13 protein-coding genes are annotated in these 20,818 nt (G+C 70.2%); 10 read left to right on the top strand and 3 right to left on the bottom strand.

The window, feature by feature from the left end; all coding sequences use genetic code 11:
• Positions 1-83 precede the first annotated feature (83 nt).
• The gene (gltB, locus tag ACFY2X_RS00670) at positions 84-4,589 is read left to right on the top strand and encodes a glutamate synthase large subunit (protein ID WP_389930320.1); all 4,506 of its coding nucleotides are present in this window, start codon (positions 84-86) and stop codon (positions 4,587-4,589) included.
• A 12-nt stretch (positions 4,590-4,601) separates the two neighbouring features.
• Positions 4,602-6,080, top strand: a complete 1,479-nt coding sequence (locus ACFY2X_RS00665) for a glutamate synthase subunit beta (protein ID WP_389930316.1) — start codon at positions 4,602-4,604, stop codon at positions 6,078-6,080.
• A gap of 139 nt (positions 6,081-6,219) precedes the next feature.
• On the opposite strand, the gene ACFY2X_RS00660 is transcribed toward ACFY2X_RS00665, so the two are convergent.
• Positions 6,220-6,867 carry an O-methyltransferase gene (locus tag ACFY2X_RS00660; protein WP_389930311.1) on the bottom strand — a complete coding sequence of 216 codons (648 nt, stop codon included), beginning with the start codon at positions 6,865-6,867 and terminating at the stop codon, positions 6,220-6,222.
• Between the two features lie 209 nt (positions 6,868-7,076).
• On the opposite strand from ACFY2X_RS00660, the gene ACFY2X_RS00655 reads away from it, so the two are divergent.
• The 5 genes from ACFY2X_RS00655 (at position 7,077) to ACFY2X_RS00635 (ending at position 12,224) form a co-directional block, all read left to right on the top strand.
• Complete coding sequence (locus ACFY2X_RS00655) at positions 7,077-7,646, top strand: ArsR/SmtB family transcription factor (protein WP_389930306.1); 570 nt, start codon at positions 7,077-7,079, stop codon at positions 7,644-7,646.
• A 127-nt stretch (positions 7,647-7,773) separates the two neighbouring features.
• Entirely contained in the window at positions 7,774-9,447 is a 1,674-nt protein-coding gene (locus tag ACFY2X_RS00650; protein WP_389930301.1) for a S8 family serine peptidase, read from the top strand.
• Positions 9,448-9,577: 130 nt separating this feature from the next.
• Entirely contained in the window at positions 9,578-9,961 is a 384-nt protein-coding gene (locus ACFY2X_RS00645) for a DUF2784 domain-containing protein (RefSeq protein WP_389930296.1), read from the top strand.
• A 78-nt stretch (positions 9,962-10,039) separates the two neighbouring features.
• Positions 10,040-11,470 (top strand): pyruvate kinase, encoded by a 1,431-nt coding sequence (gene pyk / locus ACFY2X_RS00640; RefSeq protein WP_389930291.1) that lies wholly within the window; start codon positions 10,040-10,042, stop codon positions 11,468-11,470.
• 130 nt (positions 11,471-11,600) lie between these two features.
• The gene (locus ACFY2X_RS00635) at positions 11,601-12,224 is read left to right on the top strand and encodes a hemerythrin domain-containing protein (RefSeq protein WP_389930287.1); all 624 of its coding nucleotides are present in this window, start codon (positions 11,601-11,603) and stop codon (positions 12,222-12,224) included.
• Between the two features lie 226 nt (positions 12,225-12,450).
• Here ACFY2X_RS00635 and ACFY2X_RS00630 read toward each other — a convergent pair whose 3' ends face one another.
• On the bottom strand, positions 12,451-14,001 hold the full coding sequence (locus tag ACFY2X_RS00630) for a S8 family serine peptidase (protein WP_389930283.1): 1,551 nt from the start codon (positions 13,999-14,001) through the stop codon (positions 12,451-12,453).
• Positions 14,002-14,429: 428 nt separating this feature from the next.
• Here ACFY2X_RS00630 and ACFY2X_RS00625 point away from each other — a divergent pair, with 428 nt between their 5' ends.
• The 3 genes from ACFY2X_RS00625 to ACFY2X_RS00615 all read left to right on the top strand — a co-directional run bounded on the left by ACFY2X_RS00625 (position 14,430) and on the right by ACFY2X_RS00615 (position 19,717).
• Positions 14,430-16,949: a proprotein convertase P-domain-containing protein gene (locus tag ACFY2X_RS00625; RefSeq protein WP_389930280.1), complete on the top strand. Its 2,520-nt coding sequence runs from the start codon at positions 14,430-14,432 to the stop codon at positions 16,947-16,949.
• A gap of 468 nt (positions 16,950-17,417) precedes the next feature.
• Positions 17,418-18,698 carry an MFS transporter gene (locus ACFY2X_RS00620; protein ID WP_389930276.1) on the top strand — a complete coding sequence of 427 codons (1,281 nt, stop codon included), beginning with the start codon at positions 17,418-17,420 and terminating at the stop codon, positions 18,696-18,698.
• Positions 18,695-19,717 carry a TolB family protein gene (locus tag ACFY2X_RS00615; protein ID WP_389930273.1) on the top strand — a complete coding sequence of 341 codons (1,023 nt, stop codon included), beginning with the start codon at positions 18,695-18,697 and terminating at the stop codon, positions 19,715-19,717. Before ACFY2X_RS00620 ends, ACFY2X_RS00615 begins: the two co-directional genes overlap by 4 nt.
• Here the strand turns inward: ACFY2X_RS00615 and ACFY2X_RS00610 are convergent.
• Complete coding sequence (locus ACFY2X_RS00610; RefSeq protein ID WP_389930270.1) at positions 19,697-20,788, bottom strand: hypothetical protein; 1,092 nt, start codon at positions 20,786-20,788, stop codon at positions 19,697-19,699. The genes ACFY2X_RS00615 and ACFY2X_RS00610 overlap by 21 nt on opposite strands.
• Between the last annotated feature and the right edge of the window lie 30 nt (positions 20,789-20,818).

The raw sequence follows: 20,818 nt of genomic DNA, 5'->3' as shown, positions 1-20,818 counted from the left end.
TACGGTAATGTCTACGCACCACGCAGCAGGGCCAACGTCGTCCCTTGCTTGTTCCTACGAAGCAAGACGACGGGAGGGATTCAATGCCTGCTGCCCACCTTGGCTTCCCCGAGCCCCAGGGCCTTTACCACCCCTCGCACGAGCACGACGCCTGCGGCGTCGCCATGGTCGCGGACGTGGCGGGGCGCCGAAGCCACGACATCGTCGCGAAGGCCTTGACGGCGCTGTGCAACCTCGACCACCGAGGAGCCCAGGGTAGCGAACCGGACACCGGCGACGGAGCCGGAATCCTCACGCAGATCCCCGACGCCTTCCTTCGCGCGGTCACCGGCTTCCCGCTGCCCGAGGCGGGTGCCTACGCCGTCGGCACGGCCTTCCTGGCCAGCGACGCCGAGGCCCGCGAGATCGGCGTGCGGATGATCGAGGAGATCGCGGCAGAGGAGGGCCTGACGGTCCTCGGCTGGCGCGACGTGCCGACCGACCCGTCGCTCCCCGGGCCGAGCGCCCGCGCGGTGATGCCGTTCTTCCGGCAGCTGTTCGTGTCCTCCCCGACCGGGGAGACCGGGCTGGAGCTGGACCGGCTGGCCTTCTGCCTGCGCAAGCGGGCCGAGCACGAGGTGGACGTCTACTTCCCCTCGCTGAGCTCGCGGACGATCGTCTACAAGGGCATGCTCACCCCCTCGCAGGTCGAGCCGTTCTTCCCCGACCTGAGCGACGAGCGCTACGAGACCGCGATCTCGCTGGTCCACTCGCGCTTCTCCACCAACACCTTCCCGTCGTGGCCCCTGGCGCACCCCTACCGCTACATCGCCCACAACGGTGAGATCAACACGGTCAAGGGCAACCGCAACTGGATGCGGGCCCGCGAGGCCATGCTGAAGACCGCCGCCATCCCGGGCGACCTGTCGCGGCTCTTCCCGATCTGCGACCCCGACGGCTCCGACACCGCCTCCTTCGACGAGACGCTGGAGCTGCTCCACCTCGCCGGGCGCAAGCTGCCGCACGCGGTGCTGATGATGATCCCCGAGGCGTGGGAGAACCACACCGAGATGGACCCCGCGCGGCGGGCGTTCTACGAGTTCCACTCCGCGCTGATGGAGGCCTGGGACGGCCCGGCTTCGATCACCTTCTCCGACGGCACCCTGGTCGGCGCGGTCCTCGACCGCAACGGCCTGCGCCCCGGCCGGTTCTGGGTCACCGCCGACGGCCTGGTCGTGCTGGCCTCCGAGGCCGGCGTGCTCGACATCCCGCCGCAGGACGTGATCCGCAAGGGCCGCCTGCAGCCGGGCAGGATGTTCCTGATCGACACCGAGCGCGGCAAGATCATCGAGGACGACGAGATCAAGGCGGAGCTCGCCGCCGAACTGCCCTACGCCGACTGGCTGCACGCCGGGCTGGTCCGCTTCGAGGAGCTGCCCGCCCGCTCGCGCGAGATCCCCACCCACGAGGCGCTGATCAAGCGGCAGCAGACCTTCGGCTACACCGAGGAAGAGCTGCGGATCATCCTGGCGCCGATGGCCAAGGCGGGCGCCGAGCCGATCGGCTCGATGGGCACCGACACCCCGGTCGCGGTGCTCAGCGAGAAGCCCCGGCTGCTGTTCGACTACTTCAGCCAGCTGTTCGCGCAGGTCACCAACCCGCCGCTGGACGCCATCCGCGAGGAGCTCGTCACCTCCCTGGCCAGCACGCTCGGCCCCGAGGGCAACCTGCTCGACCCGGGCCCGGCCTCCTGCCGCCAGCTCGTGCTGCCGTACCCGGTGATCGACAACGACGAGCTCGCGAAGATCATCCACATCAACGACGAGGGCGCGCTGCCGGGCTTCCGCCCGCACATCGTCTCCGGCCTGTACGAGGTCCGGGGCGGCGGCGAGGCGCTGCTCCACCGTCTTGAGGAGATCCGCGCCGAGGTCTCCCAGGCGATCGAGGGCGGCGCGCGCGTCATCGTGCTCACCGACCGCGGCTCCTCCGACGTCCTGGCGCCGATCCCGTCGCTGATGCTCACCGGCGCGGTCCACCACCACCTGATCGCCGAGAAGACCCGCACCCGGGTGGGCCTGGTCATCGAGACCGGCGAGGCCCGCGAGGCGCACCACATGGCGCTGCTCATCGGCTACGGCGCGGGCGCGGTCAACCCCTACCTCGCCATCGAGACCGTCGAGGACATGGTCGCCTCAGGCGCCCTCGCGATCGACGGGCACAAGGCCGTGCGCAACCTCATCAAGGCGTACGGCAAGGGCGTGCTGAAGGTCATGTCCAAGATGGGCGTGTCCACCGTGGCCTCCTACACCGGCGCGCAGATCTTCGAGGCGCTCGGTCTCGGTGAGGAGGTCATCGACACCTGCTTCGCCGGGACGACCTCCCGCCTGGGCGGCATCGGCTTCGACGTCCTCGCCAAGGAGGTCGCGCTCCGCCACCGGCGGGCCTACCCGCGGGCCGAGAACGCCCACCGCCGCCTGGAGGTCGGCGGGGAGTACCAGTGGCGCCGCGAGGGCGAGCCGCACCTGTTCAACCCCGAGACCGTCTTCAAGCTGCAGCACGCCACCCGCACGCGCCGCTACGAGATCTTCAAGGAGTACACCGGCCTGGTGGACTCCCAGGCCGAGAAGCTCATGACGCTGCGCGGGCTGTTCAAGTTCAGGGAGGGCGTCCGCGAGCCGGTCCCGATCGACGAGGTCGAGCCGGTCTCCGAGATCGTCAAGCGGTTCTCCACCGGCGCGATGTCCTACGGCTCCATCTCCATGGAGGCGCACGAGACCATCGCCGTCGCGATGAACCAGCTGGGCGGCAAGTCCAACACCGGCGAGGGCGGTGAGGACCCCGAGCGGCTCTACGACCCCGTCCGCCGCTCGGCCATCAAGCAGGTGGCCTCGGGCAGGTTCGGCGTGACGTCGGAGTACCTGGTCAACGCCGACGACCTGCAGATCAAGATGGCGCAGGGCGCCAAGCCCGGCGAGGGCGGCCAGCTGCCCGGCCACAAGGTCTACCCGTGGATCGCCAAGACCCGGCACTCCACCCCGGGCGTCGGCCTCATCTCGCCGCCGCCGCACCACGACATCTACTCCATCGAGGACCTCGCCCAGCTCATCCACGACCTGAAGAACTCCAACCCGGCCGCCCGCGTGCACGTCAAGCTCGTGGCCGAGGTCGGCGTCGGCACGGTCGCGGCGGGCGTGTCCAAGGCCCACGCGGACGTCGTGCTCATCTCCGGCCACGACGGCGGCACCGGGGCCTCCCCGCTGACCTCGCTCAAGCACGCGGGCGCCCCCTGGGAGCTCGGCCTGGCCGAGACCCAGCAGACCCTGCTGCTCAACGGCCTGCGCGACCGGATCGTCGTGCAGGTGGACGGCCAGCTCAAGACCGGCCGCGACGTGGTCGTCGCCGCGCTGCTCGGCGCAGAGGAGTACGGCTTCGCCACCGCCCCGCTGGTCGTCTCGGGCTGCGTGATGATGCGCGTCTGCCATCTGGACACCTGCCCGGTCGGCGTCGCCACCCAGAATCCCGAGCTGCGCAAGCGGTTCACCGGCAAGCCCGAGTTCGTGGTCAACTTCTTCGAGTTCATCGCCGAGGAGATCCGCGAACACCTCGCCGCGCTGGGTTTCCGCAGCCTGGACGAGGCCATCGGCCACGCCGAGCTGCTGGACACCACCTCGGCCGAGCATCACTGGAAGGCCGCGGGCCTGGACCTGGCGCCGATCCTGCACCAGCCGGAGCTGCCCGAGGGCACCCCGCTCCGCCGTACGCAGGAGCAGGACCACGGGCTGGAGGCGGCCCTGGACCACACCCTGATCCAGCTCGCCGAGGGCGCGCTGAAGCAGGGCCAGCGGGTCACCCTCGACCTGCCCATCCGCAACGTCAACCGCACGGTCGGCACCATGCTCGGCCACGAGGTGACCAAGCGGTACGGCGGAGCAGGTCTCCCGGACAACACCATCGACGTCCGGTTCACCGGCTCGGCCGGCAACTCCTTCGGCGCCTTCGTGCCCAGGGGCATCACGCTGCGGCTGACCGGCGACGCCAACGACTATCTCGGCAAGGGACTGTCGGGCGGGCGGATCACGGTCCAGCCGCACGACGAGGCCCCGCTCGAGGGCCACATCATCGCCGGAAACGTCGGCCTGTACGGCGCGACCTCCGGTGAGGTGTTCGTCCGCGGCGTCATGGGCGAGCGGTTCTGCGTCCGCAACTCCGGCGCGACCGCGGTCGTCGAGGGCGTCGGCGACCACGGCTGCGAATACATGACGGGCGGCACGGTGGTCGTCCTCGGACCGACCGGCCGCAACTTCGCGGCGGGCATGTCCGGCGGCGTCGCCTACGTGCTCGACCTCGACACCGCGCGGGTCAACCGCGAGATGGTGGAGATCGAGACGCTGACCGAGGCCGACTCCGAGGCGCTGCGGGAGATCGTCGAGGCGCACCTGGCGGAGACCGGCTCCACGGTCGCGAAGGCGCTCATCGCGGACTGGGACACGGCCCGCTTCAGCAAGATCATGCCGACGGACTACAAGCGGGTCCTGGAGGCCGCCGAGGCCGCCCGGCTCGAAGGACGCGACATCGACGAGGCGGTCATGGCCGCCGCTGTCCAGGGATAAGGGGGGACACCGATGGCTGACCCGAAGGGTTTTCTGACTCACGGACGCGAGCTGCCGGCCCGCCGCCCGGTGGACGTGCGCATCCGCGACTGGCGGGAGGTCTACCAGGACTTCCCCAGGCCCGCGCTGACCAAGCAGGCCGCGCGCTGCATGGACTGCGGCATCCCGTTCTGCCACAACGGCTGCCCGCTGGGGAACCTCATCCCCGAATGGAACGACCTGGTCTACCGGGACGACTGGCGGGAGGCCATCGAGCGCCTGCACGCCACCAACAACTTCCCGGAGTTCACCGGCCGCCTGTGCCCGGCGCCGTGCGAGGCGGCGTGCGTGCTGGGCATCAACTCCGACCCGGTCGCGATCAAGCGGGTCGAGGTCGAGATCATCGACCGCGCCTTCGAGGAGGGCTGGGTCACCCCCCAGCCGCCGGCCTCGAAGACCGGCAAGCGGGTCGCGGTCGTCGGCTCGGGCCCCGCGGGCCTGGCCGCCGCCCAGCAGCTCACCCGGGCCGGGCACGACGTGGTGGTGTTCGAGCGCGCCGACCGGATCGGCGGCCTGCTCCGCTACGGCATCCCCGAGTTCAAGATGGAGAAGCGGCACATCGACCGGAGGCTCGCGCAGATGCGGGCCGAGGGCACCGAGTTCCGCACCGGCGTCAACGTCGGCGTCGACATCACCGCGGCCCGGCTCCGTGAGGAATACGACGCGATCGTCCTGGCGGGCGGCGCGACCCAGTGGCGGGACCTGCCCGTCGCCGGGCGTGACCTGAAGGGCGTCTACCAGGCGATGGAGTATCTCCCCCCGGCCAACAAGGTCCAGGAGGGCGACTACCCGGTCTCGCCGGTCAACGCCGAGGGCAAGCACGTCGTCGTGATCGGCGGCGGCGACACGGGCGCCGACTGCATCGGCACCGCGATCCGCCAGGGCGCCGCGTCGGTGACCCAGCTGGAGATCATGCCCCAGCCTCCGGCGACGCGCCCGGGCAACCAGCCGTGGCCCACCTTCCCCATCCTGTTCAAGATGGAGAGCGCCCACGAGGAACTGGCCGACGGCGGCGGCGACCGGGTCTACGCGGTCTCCACCACCGAGTTCGTCGGGGACGCCGACGGCAACGTCCGGGCGCTGCGCCTGGTCGAGGTCGAGGGCCCGGCGGCCGGTTTCAAGCCGATCCCCGGCACCGAGAGGGAGATCCCGGCCGACCTGGTCACCCTGTCGATGGGCTTCGTCGGCCCGGAGAAGGGCGGCCTGCTGGAGGAACTCGCCTCGGTCACCGAAGGAGAGTTCTTCGACGCCCGGGGCAACGTCGCCCGGGACAGGTCCTACATGTCATCCGTGGACGGGGTGTTCGTCGCCGGCGACATGGGCCGCGGCCAGTCGCTGATCGTCTGGGCGATCGCCGAGGGCCGTTCGGCCGCGTCGGCCGCCGACCGCTACCTCACCGGCCAGACGGCTCTCCCGGTGGCGATCCCGCCGACCGCCCGGCCGCTGGTCTGACCACGTCGCCGGGGTCCCCGGCACGCCGAGCCGCACGCCCGCCACGGGCGTGCGGCTCGGCCGTTTCCGCCCGGCCGTTCCCTCCGGGAGGCCGGCTTCCTCCGGGAGGTCAGCGCTCGGACGGTCAGCGCTCGGACTGTCAGCGCTTGCGGGCGAGCGTGACGCCGTCGCGCACGGGCAGCATCACGGAGTCGACGCGATCGTCTCCGACGACGATCTCGTTCATCTGCCGCATGGCCACGTCGGCCTCCCCCTGGAAGGAGGAGTCGAGCACGCGGCCGGCGCGCAGCACGTTGTCGAGGACGATCAGGCCGCCGGGGCGCAGCCGTACGACCAGCTCCTCGTAGTAGAGGGGGTAGCTGACCTTGTCCGCGTCGATGAACGCGAAGTCGATGGCCGGCTCATGCGGGAGCGCCCGCAGCGTTTCGAGTGCCGGGGCGATCCGCAGGTCGATCCGCTCGGCCACGCCGGCCCGCTCCCAGTAGCGCTGGGCCATCGAGGTCCACTCCTCGCTGACGTCGCAGGCGAGAAGACGGCCGTCCTCGGGCAGGCCCCGGGCGATGCAGATCGAGGAGTATCCGGTGAACACTCCCACCTCGACGGCCTGCCGCGCACCCACCAGCCGGACCAGCATGGTGAGGAATTCGCCCTCGTCGTGGGAGATCTGCATACCGGCCGAGTCGGGAAGGGCCTGGTGGGTCTCGGCGGCCAGGTCGCGCAGCACGTCATCGGCGGGCGTGCAGTGGGAGAGCAGGTAGTCGCTGACGGCGGGGTTGATGATATCCATGGAGTCTCCCTGGGTGTCCTATCGAAAGGCGGGGGTCGCCCAGCCGGTGTCGAGCTTGTCATGCGGCGGAGCCCGGGTGCTGGTGAACGCCGGTCCGACGCCGTTAAGCGTCTAATATTTTCGACGCTTCCGCAAGCCATATGGGACGTACCTGGTCAGGAGGGTCTCCCCGCTTGCCAAAGTGGCGATGTGCCTGGACCCTTGGGCTGGTGGAGGATCAAAGCCCGGTCAGGGAGCAGGCGCCGGAGAGCGAGGGGGGCGCCCCCCTGGTGCTGCGCTCGCCGGACCAGTTCAAGGCGCTCGGCCACCCCCTGCGGCACCGGCTGCTGAACGTCCTGCACCAGAGACCGGCCACCCTGGGGCAACTCGCGGCCGCGCTGGGATCGGCCAAGGGCACCGTGGGATACCACGTGAAGGTCCTGCGGGAGGCCGGGCTGGTGTGCCTGGTGGAGACCCGCCAGGTCCGAGGAGGGACCGAGCAGTATTACGCGCCGGTCAGCCGGAGCCTCAGGCATCACGAGGACGCCGCGGTGGGGGTCGAGTTCATCGTCAAGGCGGCGCTGGCGGAGATGCTGCCCCGCGGGCCCGGGCAGGCGGAGCTGACCGCACTGCACCACCTCTGGCTCACCCCCGCCGACGCCCACGCGCTGGTCGCCCGGCTGCGAGAGTTCGGCGAGCGGGAGCAGCAGCCGGCCGCCGCCGGCCGCGAACCCTACGGTCTGCTGTTCAGCCTGTATCCGGCAGACATTCCCATCCTCCCGCCGGAGGACGGCGCATGAGTGTCGCGCGCGCTTGCCAGGCAAACGCCACCGTGCCGGAAATATCGGTGGAACGGATGTTCAGGTTGCTTTGCCGGTTGTATGCCTCAAGGATGATTTCCTTGATCCAGGCAGGCATGGAGGATGGATGAATCGCTGGCGCAGATCTTTGGCGGGTGTGGCCGCGGTGGCCGCCCTGGCGGCCCCCCTGACGACAGGAGCCCTGACGGGCGGGGCAACCACCGCCACCGGCCAGTTCCACGACTACCTGGTCTTCTACGCCGACGGCGCCCACGACCGGGCGCTCGCCGCGATCAGGGCGGGCGGTGGCACCGCGGTGTCCACCGAGACCAGGCTCGGCTACATCGTGGCCAAGGGTCCCGACGCGGGCTTCGTCGAAAACCTGTCCGGCAACGATGCCGTCGCCGGCGTCTCCTCCAACCGTAAGATCGGCTACGCGGCAGCCGTTCCCGGAACCCGCCCGAACACATCCGGCATCCGGTCGATCGCCCTGGCCGACGGCGAGGAACCGCTGGCCGGCAGGCAGTGGGACATGAAGATGATCGGCGCCACCGCCGACGGCTCCTACGCCGCCGCGCCCGGCAGCAAGAAGGTGCTGGTCGGCGTCATCGACACCGGTGTGGACGGCAAGCACCCCGACATCGCACCCAACTTCAACCGCTCGCTGAGCCGCAACTTCGTGACCGACCGGCCCAAGGACTCCAAGGGACAGACCCTTGACGGGCCCTGCGAGTTCAAGGGGTGCAAGGACCCGGCCGACTGGGACGACGACGGCCACGGCACCCACGTGGCCAGCACGATCGGCTCCCCGATCAACGGCCTGGGCGTCGCGGGCGTCGCCCCCGGAGTGTCCCTGGTGAGCCTGCGCGCGGGCCAGGACTCCGGCCTGTTCTTCCTCAAGCCCAGCCTCGACGCGCTCACCTACGCCGCCGACGCCGGGATCGACGTGGTCAACATGAGCTACTACATCGACCCGTGGCTGTTCAACTGCAAGGCCAATCCGAGCGACTCCAAGGCCGAACAGCTCGAACAGCGCGGCGTCATCACCGGCATGCAGCGCGCCCTGGACTACGCCCGCAAGCACGGCGTCACCCTGATCAGCGCCCTCGGCAACGACTTCACCGACCTCGGCAGACCCAAGTTCGACACGAGCAGCCCCGACTACCCGGCCAACGCCCAGCGCGTCCGCAAGGTCGACAACTCCTGCCTCAACGTCCCGGCCGAGTCCAGGGGCGTCATCTCGGTGTCGGCGCTCGGCATCAGCAAGCGCAAGGCCTACTACTCCGACTACGGCGTCGAGCAGACGGACCTGGCGGCCCCCGGAGGCGACGAGTACGACGGCGGCGACAAACCCGACGACACCAGGACCATCCTGGCCGCCGCCCCCGAGAACGCGCTCCGTGCCCAGGGCCTGATCACCCGAGACGGGCAGCCGAAGGGCCCCTCCGTCGTCCGCGACTGCCACAACGGCACCTGCGCCTACTACCAGTACCTCGCGGGCACCTCCATGGCCGCCCCGCACGCCACGGGCGTCGCCGCCATCCTGATCAGCCGCTTCGGCAAACCCGGAAAGGGCGGCCTCGTCATGCCCCCCGCCGACGTCGAGCGCCTGCTCTACGCCACCGCCGCCAAGACGTCCTGCCCCTCGCCGCGCAAATACGTCTACCAGGTCGGAGACCAGAAGATCCCCCAGGTCTGCGAGGGCTCCGAGTCCCGCAACGGCTTCTACGGCAGGGGCATCGTCGACGCCGCCAAAGCCGCCACCATCACTCCCGACGAAGCCGACGGGAACCGCCGCTAACCGCCCTCGGCAGGTGATCCCGGCCCGGAGGACCGGGATCGCCGCCGGTCGTCGCGACGACGTACGACACGGCGCCGGCCGCGGATGGCCGCAGATGGCGGTAGCCGGGACATGGGCCTACCGTCGAATCATGGTCTATCTCCTCATCGGGGAAGCCGCGATGGTGCTGCACTTCCTCTTCCTGGCCTTCATGGCAGCCGGAGGGTTCCTCGCCTGGCGGTGGCCGCGCCTGATCTGGGCCCACCTGGCCGTCGCCGCCTGGGGGGCCGTATCCGTCGTGACCGGCGTCGAATGCCCGCTGACCGTCGTCGAGGACTGGGGAAGACGCAGCGCGGGGGAGCCGGGCCTGGCGCCCGGCGGGTTCATCGACACCTACATCGAAGGGGTGATCTACCCGGAGAAGTACACGAACCTGGTGCGTCTGGGAGTCCTGCTCCTCGTGCTCGCCTCCTGGCTCGGTTACTTTGGGAGACGAAGGAAGGTCGATTCGCCCTCTGCCGTTTACCGGCGGTAGCGTGATGTCACCGAGTTTTTCATCCCCGCTATGGCCAACGTAACGACCGAGTGGTCTGTACCAATTAGGGTGGGACCTGTGACTCGTCGCGCGAAAATCGTCTGTACTCTCGGCCCTGCCACCTCCTCTCCGGAACGCCTCCGCGAACTCATCGCCGCAGGCATGGACGTGGCCCGTTTCAACCTCAGCCATGGCAGCCACGAGCTGCACAAGGAGGTCTACGACAGGGTGAGGGAGGCCGCCGCCGAACTCGGCCGCGGCGTAGGCGTGCTGGCCGACCTGCAGGGCCCCAAGATCCGGGTGGGCAAGTTCGAGGAAGGCCCGGTCCGTCTCGGCTTCGGCGACGTTTTCACCATCACCACCGAAGACGTCCCCGGCGACCGTGAGCAGGTCTCCACGACCTACCTCGGCCTGTCCAAGGACGTCCGCCCCGGCGACAGCATCCTCGTCGACGACGGCCGCCTCCACCTTGAGGTGACCAGAATCGACGGCCCGCGCGTCACCACCCGCGTGATCGTCGGCGGCATGATCTCCGACAACAAGGGCCTCAACCTGCCCGGCGTCAACGTCAGCGCCCCCGCCCTCACCGACAAGGACGAGACCGACCTTCGCTGGGCTCTGCGCACCGGCTTCGACCTCATCGCGCTCTCCTTCGTCCGCCGTCCCTCCGACGCCGACGTGGTGCGCAACATCATGGAGCAAGAGGCCGTCCGTCTCCCGCTGCTCGCCAAGATCGAGAAGCCGCAGGCCGTGGAGCGGCTGCCCGAGATCATCGAGGCCTTCGACGGCGTCATGGTCGCCCGCGGCGACCTCGGCGTGGAGCTGCCCCTCGAAGACGTGCCGATCGTGCAGAAGCGCGCCATCGAGCTCTGCCGCGAGAAGGCCCGCCCGGTCATCGTCGCCACCCAGATGCTCGACTCGATGATCAGCTCACCGCGTCCCACCCGCGCGGAGGCGTCCGACGTCGCCTACGCCGTCATGGACGGTGCCGACGCGGTCATGCTCTCCGGCGAGACCTCGGTCGGCAACTACCCCATCGAGGCCGTCGAGACCATGAGCCGCATCGCCGGAGCCGCGGAGAAGACCTCGCTGCAGGCCACCCACAGCCTGGACCGGCTGCCGGAGACCACCGGCGGCGCCATCGCGCGCGCCGCGGCGGAGGTCGGCGCCATCGTCGGCGCGAAGGCCCTGGTCGCGTTCACCATGTCCGGCGAGACCGCCCGGCGCCTGGCGCGCTACCGCTCGCCGATCCCGCTGCTGGCCTTCACCTCCTCCCCGCACGTCCGCAGCCAGCTCGCGCTGACCTGGGGCGTGGAGACCTTCGAGGTCCCGTTCGTCCACCACACCGACGACATGGTCCGCCAGGTCGAGGCGTCCCTGCTGTCCAACGCCCGACTGGAGAAGGGCGACAAGGTCGTCATCGTCGCCGGGTCGCCTCCCGGCACGGCCGGTTCCACCAACGCGCTGCGCGTCCACACCATCGGCGCGGCCGTCGCCCACCCGGCCTGACCTCCTCGCCGAGACGCGTTCGCCGCCCGGCGGAAGGCACGGGCGGCCTCGCGGCGCGGGACAGACTGGGCGGCCGGTGAGTGTAGGACCCTCCTTCTCGGGTACCCGGGGCGGACAGAGGGGAGGAGACATGACACTCGACGTCATCAGCATGATCACCACGGATCACCGTGACGTGGAATCGCTCTTTGACCGGCTCCGGCAGGACCCGGAGAACCGTCCCGCACTGCTCGCGGAGCTGGCCGCCAAGTTCGTCGCCCATTCGAGGGGCGAGGAGGAGCTGGTCTATCCGGAGATCGCCAAGGCGATGCCGGAGGAGAAGCAAGAGGTGCACCACGGGGCAGAGGAGCATCACCAGGCCGAGCGCATCCTGCTTCGTCTCCTGGACACCAATCCTGATACGGCCGAGTTCGAAACCGTGCTGGGTGAGTTCGTGGAGGCGGTCACCCACCACGTCCAGGAGGAGGAGAACGAGATCCTGCCCGCGCTCGCGAAGGCGCTTCCCCGGCAGCGCCTGGAAGCGCTCGGCCGCGCCTTCAGCGAACGCAAGGCCCAGGAGATCCAGATCGGCCTTCCCATGGGTAACGCCAAGAAGGCGGGCAGACAGCGGAAAACGGGAACCAGGCGCACGGCCATGGCGGGGCTGAGCAGGGAGGAGCTCTATCACCGCGCCCAGGAGGCCGACATCCCCGGCCGTTCGTCGATGACCAAGGAACAGCTCGCCAGGGCGCTGCAGAAGAGCGGCAGGGCTTAGCGGGCGGCGGCGAATCCAGCGAGGGGCTCGTTCAGTGAGGAGCTCCTCCAGTGACGGGCTCGTTCAGTGACTCGTTCAGTGACTCGTTCAGTGACTCGTTCAGTGAAAGGTCCTTTCGGCGACAGGCCCCGCGTGGAGGACCGCGCGGGGCCTGTCGCCTGTGACGCCGCCGGCAGGCCGTACTGCCGGGCCCGCAGGCCGTACTGCCGGATCGGCCGTCACGTTCTCACGGGGCCAGGCTCCAGGAGACGATCGTGCCCGTGTCGGTTTTGTAGGCGTCGCGCACTCGCAGCCGCCACACGCCGTCGCGGGTCTCGGAGGTGAGATCGACGGCGTATTCGGCGGTGAGGTCGGCCGCGGAGTCATCGGGGTCGGCCGCCTTGAGCGGGTGGACCGTGCCGCCGGGCGCGATCAGGTCCACGGCCAGGTCGCCGCGGTAGGTGTGCCGGGCGTTCACGGTGACCCTGGCGGCCACCGAGCCGGAGCCCGGGCAGCCGCTGACGGTGACCGGGCGCTCGACGCTCGCCCGGTCGGCCAGTTCGGCGCCCTGCGCGTCGGTGAACGGCCCGCAGGCCGCCGCCGGCGGGATGTGGAGCAGCTTGTTGGGTGAACCGCGGCCCGGGTCGGTGACCTTGCCGGGGGTCGCGGCGGCCAGGATCGCGTCGGTGATCTGCGCGGGCGTGGCACCCGGGTGGGCGCCGAGATAGAGGGCGGCGGCCCCGGCCACGTGCGGCGAGGCCATCGACGTCCCGCTGATGGTGTTGGACGCGGTGTCGCCGGTGTGCCACGCCGAGGTGATGTTCCCACCCGGGGCGAACAGGTCCAGGCAGGGGCCGTAGTTGGAGGTGCTGCGCCGCCTGTCGGTGTTGTCGGTCGCCCCGACGGCGATGACCTCCGGGATCTGGGCCGGAGCGACGTCGCAGGCGTCGGCGTTGTCGTTGGCGGCGGCGACGACGTAGGTGAAGCCCTTGGCGACGGAGGCGCGCACGGCGTCGGTCAGCGCCTGGCTGGGGGAGGTCTTCACGCTCACGTTGACCACCGCGGGGGCGGTCCCGTTGGCCGCTACCCACTCCACCCCCGCGAGCGTGGTGGAGTTCGGGCCCGTGCCGTCGCAGCCCAGCACCCGGACGCCGATCAGCCTCGCTTTCTTGGCCACGCCGTACCGGGTGCCGCCGGCGGTGCCGGAGACGTGGGTGCCGTGCCCGTTGCAGTCGCCGGCGTCGTTGTCGCCGTCCAGCAGGTCCCGGCCGTAGGAGGCCCGGCCGCCGAAGTCGCCGTGAGTGATCCGGATGCCGGTGTCGATCACATAGACCCTCACCCCGTCGGCGGTTCCCGTGTAGGTGTAGGACTTCGACAGCGGCAGATCGCGCTGGTCGATCCGGTCCAGTCCCCAGCTCGGCGGGTCGTTCTGGGTGTCGCTCACGGTGACTTCCTGGTCCTGCTCGACGTAGGCCACCGCCGGATCGGCGGCCAGCTTCTCGGCCTGGTCCTGAGGCAGGCTCACGGCGAAGCCTTTGACGACCGTGGAGTAGGTGTGCTTCACCTCGCCGCCGTACTCCTCGGCGAGGGTTCTCGCCTCCGGGGCAACGCCGCGTGTGCGCAGGTCATCGGTGTTCTTCAGGACGACGATGTAGCGGCCGGGGATGGCGGTGGTGGGATCGGCCTTGAGGATCTTCCCGGGCGGGGGCGGCGTGGGCTCGGCGAGGGCGACGCCGGTCGGTGTGGCGAGCGCGGCGGCCATCATGACACCGGCGGCCAGGGGGCGGGTGCGTCTCATGGGGGGTTCCTCCCGGCCGTTGCGGGCCGTGGACATGCGGGCTGGGTCAGGCGAAGATCCCGCTAAAAACCGCCACCGTGGGAGAGAAAGTGTCAGCGGCACTAATGTGCCAATGCGTCACCGTAGTTAGGTGCATATAGGCATTAACCAGGACAAAAAGCCTTATCTGTGGGTGTCAAATCACGGAACAACAAGAGTTGGCAACCGCGCACCTCGGGTCCGCGCCGCCGCGACCCCGGCTGAACCGCCCGTCTGAGGTGGGCCTTCCCGCGCCGGAAGCACCTTCGGCACACCGCGTCCATTCAGTGAATACGGCCGTGATCGGTCAGGCGGCTATTGACTGAATCGTCACCGCGAGTAGTTTTCCGTTCGCCGTGGGCCCACGGAGACGTGCCTGTGTGAAACACCCATTCGAGAGGAGCCCTCCCGTGACTCATCACGAGAAACGGCACCGACCCAGAGGCGACCGAATACTCTCCGGTACGGCGGTCCTGGCGATGCTGGTCACGCTCGGCGCCGGAACCGCCCAGGCCCAGTCGGCGTCCGCGCCCGCGGCGAAAGCCCCCACGACGCGGGCCACGGACTCGGCGCAGGTCGCACCGGCCGGCGGAGTCGTGCCGCAACTGGCCGAAGACGGCGCCACCGTCGGCAGCGCGGCACTGTCCGGCGCGGCGTCGACGGCCACCACCCGCAACGTGTGCAACCCGGGCGCCGCATGGCTACGGCTGCGTTTCACCGACCTGGAACTGCGCGGACGAGACAGCCTGACGGTGACCGGTTCCGCCGGTGGCACCTTCCGCTTCACCGGCGACAAGTGGCGCGACCGGGTCTTCTCCACCCGCGCCCTGCAGGGCGAATGCGTCCGGGTCGAACCGCATTTCACCGATCCGGCCAGCAAATACGCCGTCGACGGTTTCCAGTCGGGCACCGGGGCCCTGACCGAGGCCGATGTCGTGGTCGCGGGGGCCGGAGACATCTGCGGCAGCGCCTGCGCCGACACCGCCAAACTGATCAACAACACCATCAAACCGGCCGCGGTGTTCACCACCGGCGACAACGCCTACGACAGCGGAAAACTCAGCGAGTACAACGCCAACTACAAACCGACCTGGGGGGTGTTCCTCGACAAGACCTACCCGACACCGGGCAACCACGAGTACAACACCAGCGGCGCCTCGGGATACTTCGACTACTACGGCGCCCGCGCGGGTGAGCGCGGGAAGGGCTACTACAGCTGGGACATCGGAGACTGGCACTTCATCGCGCTCAACAGCAACATCTCCACGAGCGCGGGCTCGGCCCAGGAGAAGTGGCTGCGCCAGGACCTCGCGGCCAACACCAAACCCTGCACCGCCGCCTACCTGCACCACCCGCTGTTCAACGTCGGCAACCACGGCGCGGCCACCGGCACACGACCGCTGTGGCAGGCCCTGTACGACTACAAAGCCGACCTGCTGCTGGCCGGCCACGACCACAACTACCAGCGATGGGCGCCTCAGGACCCCACCGGAAAAGCCGACGCGAACGGCATCAGGGAAATCCTCGTCGGCACCGGAGGCAAGAGCTTCTACAGCATCGGCTCCGGCAACGCCACCAACCTCCAGGTCAAGAACGACAACACGCACGGCGCGCTGAAGCTGACCCTGTCCAGCACCGGCTACCGGTTCGACTTCGTCCCGATCGCCGGCCGTACCTTCACCGACAGCGGATCGGCCACCTGCCACAAGGCCTCCACCTCACCCGACTTCGGGATCGGCGCCGACCCCGCCGCGCTGAGCGTCGCCCCCGGCGCGACGGGCACCTCCACCGTGCGGGTCTCCAGCCTCAACGGCTTCGCCGCCGCCACCCGGCTCACCGTGACCGGCCAGCCCACCGGCGTGACCGCGACGATCTCCCCGTCATCGGTGACCCCGGCGGCCGGCGGTACGGCCAGCGCGACGCTGAACGTGTCGGTCGCGGCCGGCACGAGCTCCGGCACCCACCCGCTCACCGTGACCGGAACCTCCGGATCACTCACCCACACCACCACCGTTCAGCTCACGATCGGAGGCGGAGGCGGAGGGGCGTTCTCCGACGACTTCGAGTCCGATCGGGGCTGGAGCGTCAACCCCGCCGGCACCGACACCGCCACCGCCGGCCAGTGGGAACGCGGCGACCCCGAGGAGACCAGCGAGGAAGGCGTCAAGCAGCTCGGCACCACGGTCAGCGGTGTCAACGCCCTAGTCACCGGCAGGCTGGCCGGATCAGGTCCCGGCGCAGCCGACGTCGACGGCGGCGTCACCAGCGTCCGCTCCCCGGCCATCACCCTGCCCGCCGGGACCCCGACGCTGAACTTCTCCTACAACTTCGCCCACCGGGACAACTCAGGACCCGACGACTACCTGCGCGTCAAGATCGTCGGCACCAGCACCACCACTACCGTCCTTGAGAGACTCGGCACCGCCTCCACCGACCTGGACGGCGCCTGGAGGACGGCCACCGCGAACCTGTCCGCCTTCGCCGGGCAGAACATCCGGATCCTCATCGAGGCCGCCGACAACGGGACCGCGAGCCTCGTCGAAGCCGCCATCGACGATCTCTCCATCACCTCGGGCGGCGGTGGCGGGACGACGTTCAGCAACGACACGGACTTCCCCGTCGCCGACCGGGGCAGCGTGGAAAGCCCGGTCACGGTGTCCGGCAAGCCGGGCAACGCCCCCTCGGCCATGCACGTCAACGCGCAGATCTCCCACCCCTACCGCGGCGACCTCGCCGTCGAACTGGTCGCGCCCGACGGGAGCGTTCTTCCCGTCAGAGCGGCCCGCAGCAAGGACGACGGAACCGACCTGGTCGTCGACGCCACCGTCGACGGATCGAACACGGTCGCCAACGGCCAATGGCGCCTGCGGGTGAAGGACACCCTCGAACAGGACAACGGAGTCCTGACCGCATGGAGCCTGACCCTCTAGCGACACCCCGGGTGCGGGACGACCCCCGTCCCGCACCTCCACTCTTCCGAAGCCCTTCCGGATCGCCCCAACCCGTCCACCCCTCCGGGTTCCCAGCCCACCCGGCACCTTCCCGGATCCCGCCGAAGGACTCCCGCCTCCTCCTCGGCCCCGCCAGAGACTTTCTCCTTCCCCATGTTCTGCCGGAGGCCTCCTGCCTCCCCCGGGTCCCGCTGGGGATCCTCGCCCCCAGCCCCGCTGGAGGCCTCCGGTTCCCGGGCCCCGCTGGAGATTTCCGGTCCCTGGGTCCCGCCGGTGGCCTCTGGTCCCCGGGCTCGGCTGGAGGCTTCCCGCTTCCCCGGGCCCCGTCGGCGGCCTCCGGCGCCCCGGACCTCGCCGGAGACACCCGGCCCCGTCCAGCCGGTGATCACGTCACCGCACCGCCGGTCACTTCCGTTCCCGCAAACCTCCGTCCTCCGAAGGTGAGCCGTGTATCTGTCCACTGTTCGCGCCGCGACCCCCTCAAGCCCGGCCGGGCGCCCGCGATCGGCGCGCGTGCCCGGCACGGTGATCGCGCTGGGCCTGGTCAGCCTCTTCACCGACGTCTCGGCCGAGATGGTGGCCGCGTTCCTCCCCATGTACCTGCTGTACGGCCTCGGCGCGAGCTACCTCCACCTCGGCCTGCTCGACGGCCTCTACACCGGCGCCAGCGCGCTGCTACGGCTGGCCGGAGGCCACCTGGCCGACCGATCGGCGCGGCCGAAGGCGGTGGCCATGACCGGCTACGGGCTGTCGGCCGCGAGCAAACTACTGTTCCCGCTGGTAGGCGGGGCCCTGGGCGGCATCGGGGCGGCGGTGGCGGTGGACCGGGCGGGCAAGGGGCTGAGAGCCGCCCCCCGCGACGCGCTCATCACCGCCGCGACCCCCTCCCACCTGCTGGGAGCGGCCTTCGGCGTCCACCGGGCGCTGGACACCACGGGCGCGCTGCTGGGCCCGGTGGCGGCCTTCGCGCTGGTGGCCGTCATCGGCGAGGCATACGACGCGGTCTTCGTCACCAGTTTCTGCCTGGCCATGATCGGACTGATGATCCTGGTCTTCTTCGTCCAGGAACGACAGGTGACACCGGGATCCACGGCCCGAGTCGACATCCGGGCCGGATGGCGGCTGCTGGCCTCACGCCCGCTGCGACGGGTGACGCTCTACGCCGCCCTGCTGGGCCTGGCCACGGCCGGAGACGCGTTCCTGTTCGTGGCGGTCCAGCGGCAGGCCGGGCTCGGCCCGGGCGCGCTGCCCCTGCTGCCCCTGGGCACCTGCCTGGTCTTCCTCGCGGCGGCGATCCCGGCGGGCAGACTGGCCGACCGGATCGGCGGATGGAAGGTGTTCCTCACCGGGCACATCCTCCTCGCCGCGGCGTACTCACTGCTCGCCGGAGCGGCCGGTGGACCGGTGACGGCCCTCTGCGTCCTGCTGCTGCACGGCCTGTTCTACGCGGCCACCGACGGCGTGCTGATGGCCTACCTCGCCCCGCGCCTGCCCAAGCACCTCCACGCCAGCGGGCTCGCCATCGCCCAGACAGGCCAGGCCGCGGCCCGCACGGGCGGCACCATCGGGTTCGGCGCACTCGCCGGAGGATGGGACCTGCGGGCATCGTTCGCGATCTTCGCCCTGCTGCTGCTCACCGCCCTGTTCCCAGCCCTGGCGTTTCCACCGGGCGGCGCCAGGCCGAGCCGTGTCAAGGAGAACCCGGCCCGCAAGGAGCCGATGCCATGAGCACCCGCGGCGCCACCAGCACCCCCGACCTCACAAACACCCGCGGCACCGTGAGCACCCGCAACCGCCGCGTGATCGCCGGTCTCTGCGCGATCGCCGCGATCCTGTTCGCGGGTACCGGATACGTGACCTGGACGATCACCCGGAGCGGGCGTCCGGCCGCCGCCTCAGGCCTCGCCCCGGCTCCAGCCGGGCCGGGCACCCTGGTGTTCCTGGACCGGGGCCGCACCCTCGCCCAGGTACCGGTGAAAGACCCGGCCGCCGAACCGGTCCGCCGCCCGTTGAGCTGTCTGCGCACCTACACGGCCGGCGACACCACCGTCTGCCTGCGGCCGGTCGCCGTTCCCGCCGGTTTCGAGGCCGCGGTCCTGCGCGACGGCCGGGAGATCGCGGAACCGATCCGCATCGACGGGACGCCCAGCAGGGCACGGGTCTCTCCCAGCGGCCGCCTCGTCGCCTGGACGGTGTTCCGCACGGGAGACTCCTACGCGCCCGGCGCGTTCGCGACCACGACCGGAATCTACGACACGAAAACCCAGAGGCTGTACGGCTCGCTCGAAGACTTCCCGGTGACCGTCGACGGCAAGCCCTACCAGAAGGCCGACATGAACTTCTGGGGCGTCACCTTCGCCGGAGACGACCAGACCTTCTACGCGACGATGAGTTCGGCCGGGCATATCTGGCTGCTGAGGGGAGAACTGACCACCCGCAGGCTCACCGCGGTGCGAACCGACGTCGAATGCCCCTCCCTCTCCCCGGACGGCCTGCGAATCGCCTACAAGAAACGGCTCGGCCAGCGATGGCGGCTCCACGTCCTGGAACTCGGCAGCGGACGCGAGACCCCGCTCGCCGAGCGGGCGGAAGTGGACGACCAGGCGGCCTGGCTCGACGACACCTCCGTCGCCTACGCCCGCCCGGACGCGGACGGCCGCCCGGCGCTGTTCACGGTGCCGGCCGACGGAACAGGATCGCCCCGGCTGCTGCGACGCGAGGCGACCTCACCGGCGGTGATCCGCTGAACCAGCCGAACCGCCATCCCCAGCCGAACCGCCTTCCCGAACGGGGTTCCGCCGAGCCGTACTCCTGAACCGGACTTCGCCAGGCCGCACTCCCGAACCAGACTTCCCCGAGCCCGGTCCCCCCCATTCCCAGCCGACGCCGTGAATGCCGGGCTCGGGGTCGAAGACGACGTGCGCGGCCGTACGCGTGCCACCGATCCACAACTCCTCCGACACCGTTTTCGGATGGGCGACCGACTGCCGGAAATAGCCGTGGCAGTACGCGGGCAGAGCCGCCTGATCGAACTCGACCTGCACGGTGAGCTCCCTGGTCCCCGGCTCGACCCGATGAGCCGTGCAGGGATCCAAATGCCCGGGCGGGAAGGCGAGCGTGTACTCCGCCACCGTCGTCCCACCCGCCGGCAGCGCCCTGTCCAGGATCATCTCGTGCACCTCGAAGCCGCTCTTCGGGTCACTCCTGACCCGCCCGAGCCGGCACCCACGGGTGTGCTCGACCAGCGGCGCCGACGCCCCGGCCATGTAATAGCGCCGCACCATGAGCGCGCGCCTCACCTCCGGCCGGCGCGCCTGAACCACCACCTGCATGGTTATCGTGCGGATCTGGCGGTGGGCGTCAAGCCGGACCAACGCGCTCTGACGCACCTGGACCAGATGCGAAAGGCAGTCCGGAGTCGCCTCCAGCTGAGCCAGAACCCGCGTCAAACCCTCGGGCCGCGCCCAGACCTGATCCGGTTTCGGCGGATGAGGAGCCTGGTTCAGCCAGCGACCCCGGGGACGGGGCGGGCCGAGCAACACGGTCAGCGACCCGGCCGGCACGGCGAGCACCTCTTCCAGCACATGCACCGCCCGCAGAGAATCGGCTCTCTCCGGCTGGGTGCGTCCGCTCTGCCAATAGCTCAGCGCGGTCCTGCTCACGGAGATGCCCTGCTCGCGCAGCCGATGCTGGAGCCGGTCAAGGCTGAGACCACTGGCCTGGATGGCCAGCCTCAGCGCCACACTGAACGGCCCGCTGCTCAATGCCTCCTCAAGGGCTTCCCGCAATGCCTCTGGCGCACGGCGGTTTGCGCCCATGACTGCCTCCTGTGGTCCGGCGCCGATCCC

It is taken from the genome of Streptosporangium sp. NPDC000396, assembly GCF_042898655.1.
Lineage (GTDB): Bacteria > Actinomycetota > Actinomycetes > Streptosporangiales > Streptosporangiaceae > Streptosporangium.
This window is presented reverse-complemented; position numbering and strand designations above follow the sequence as displayed.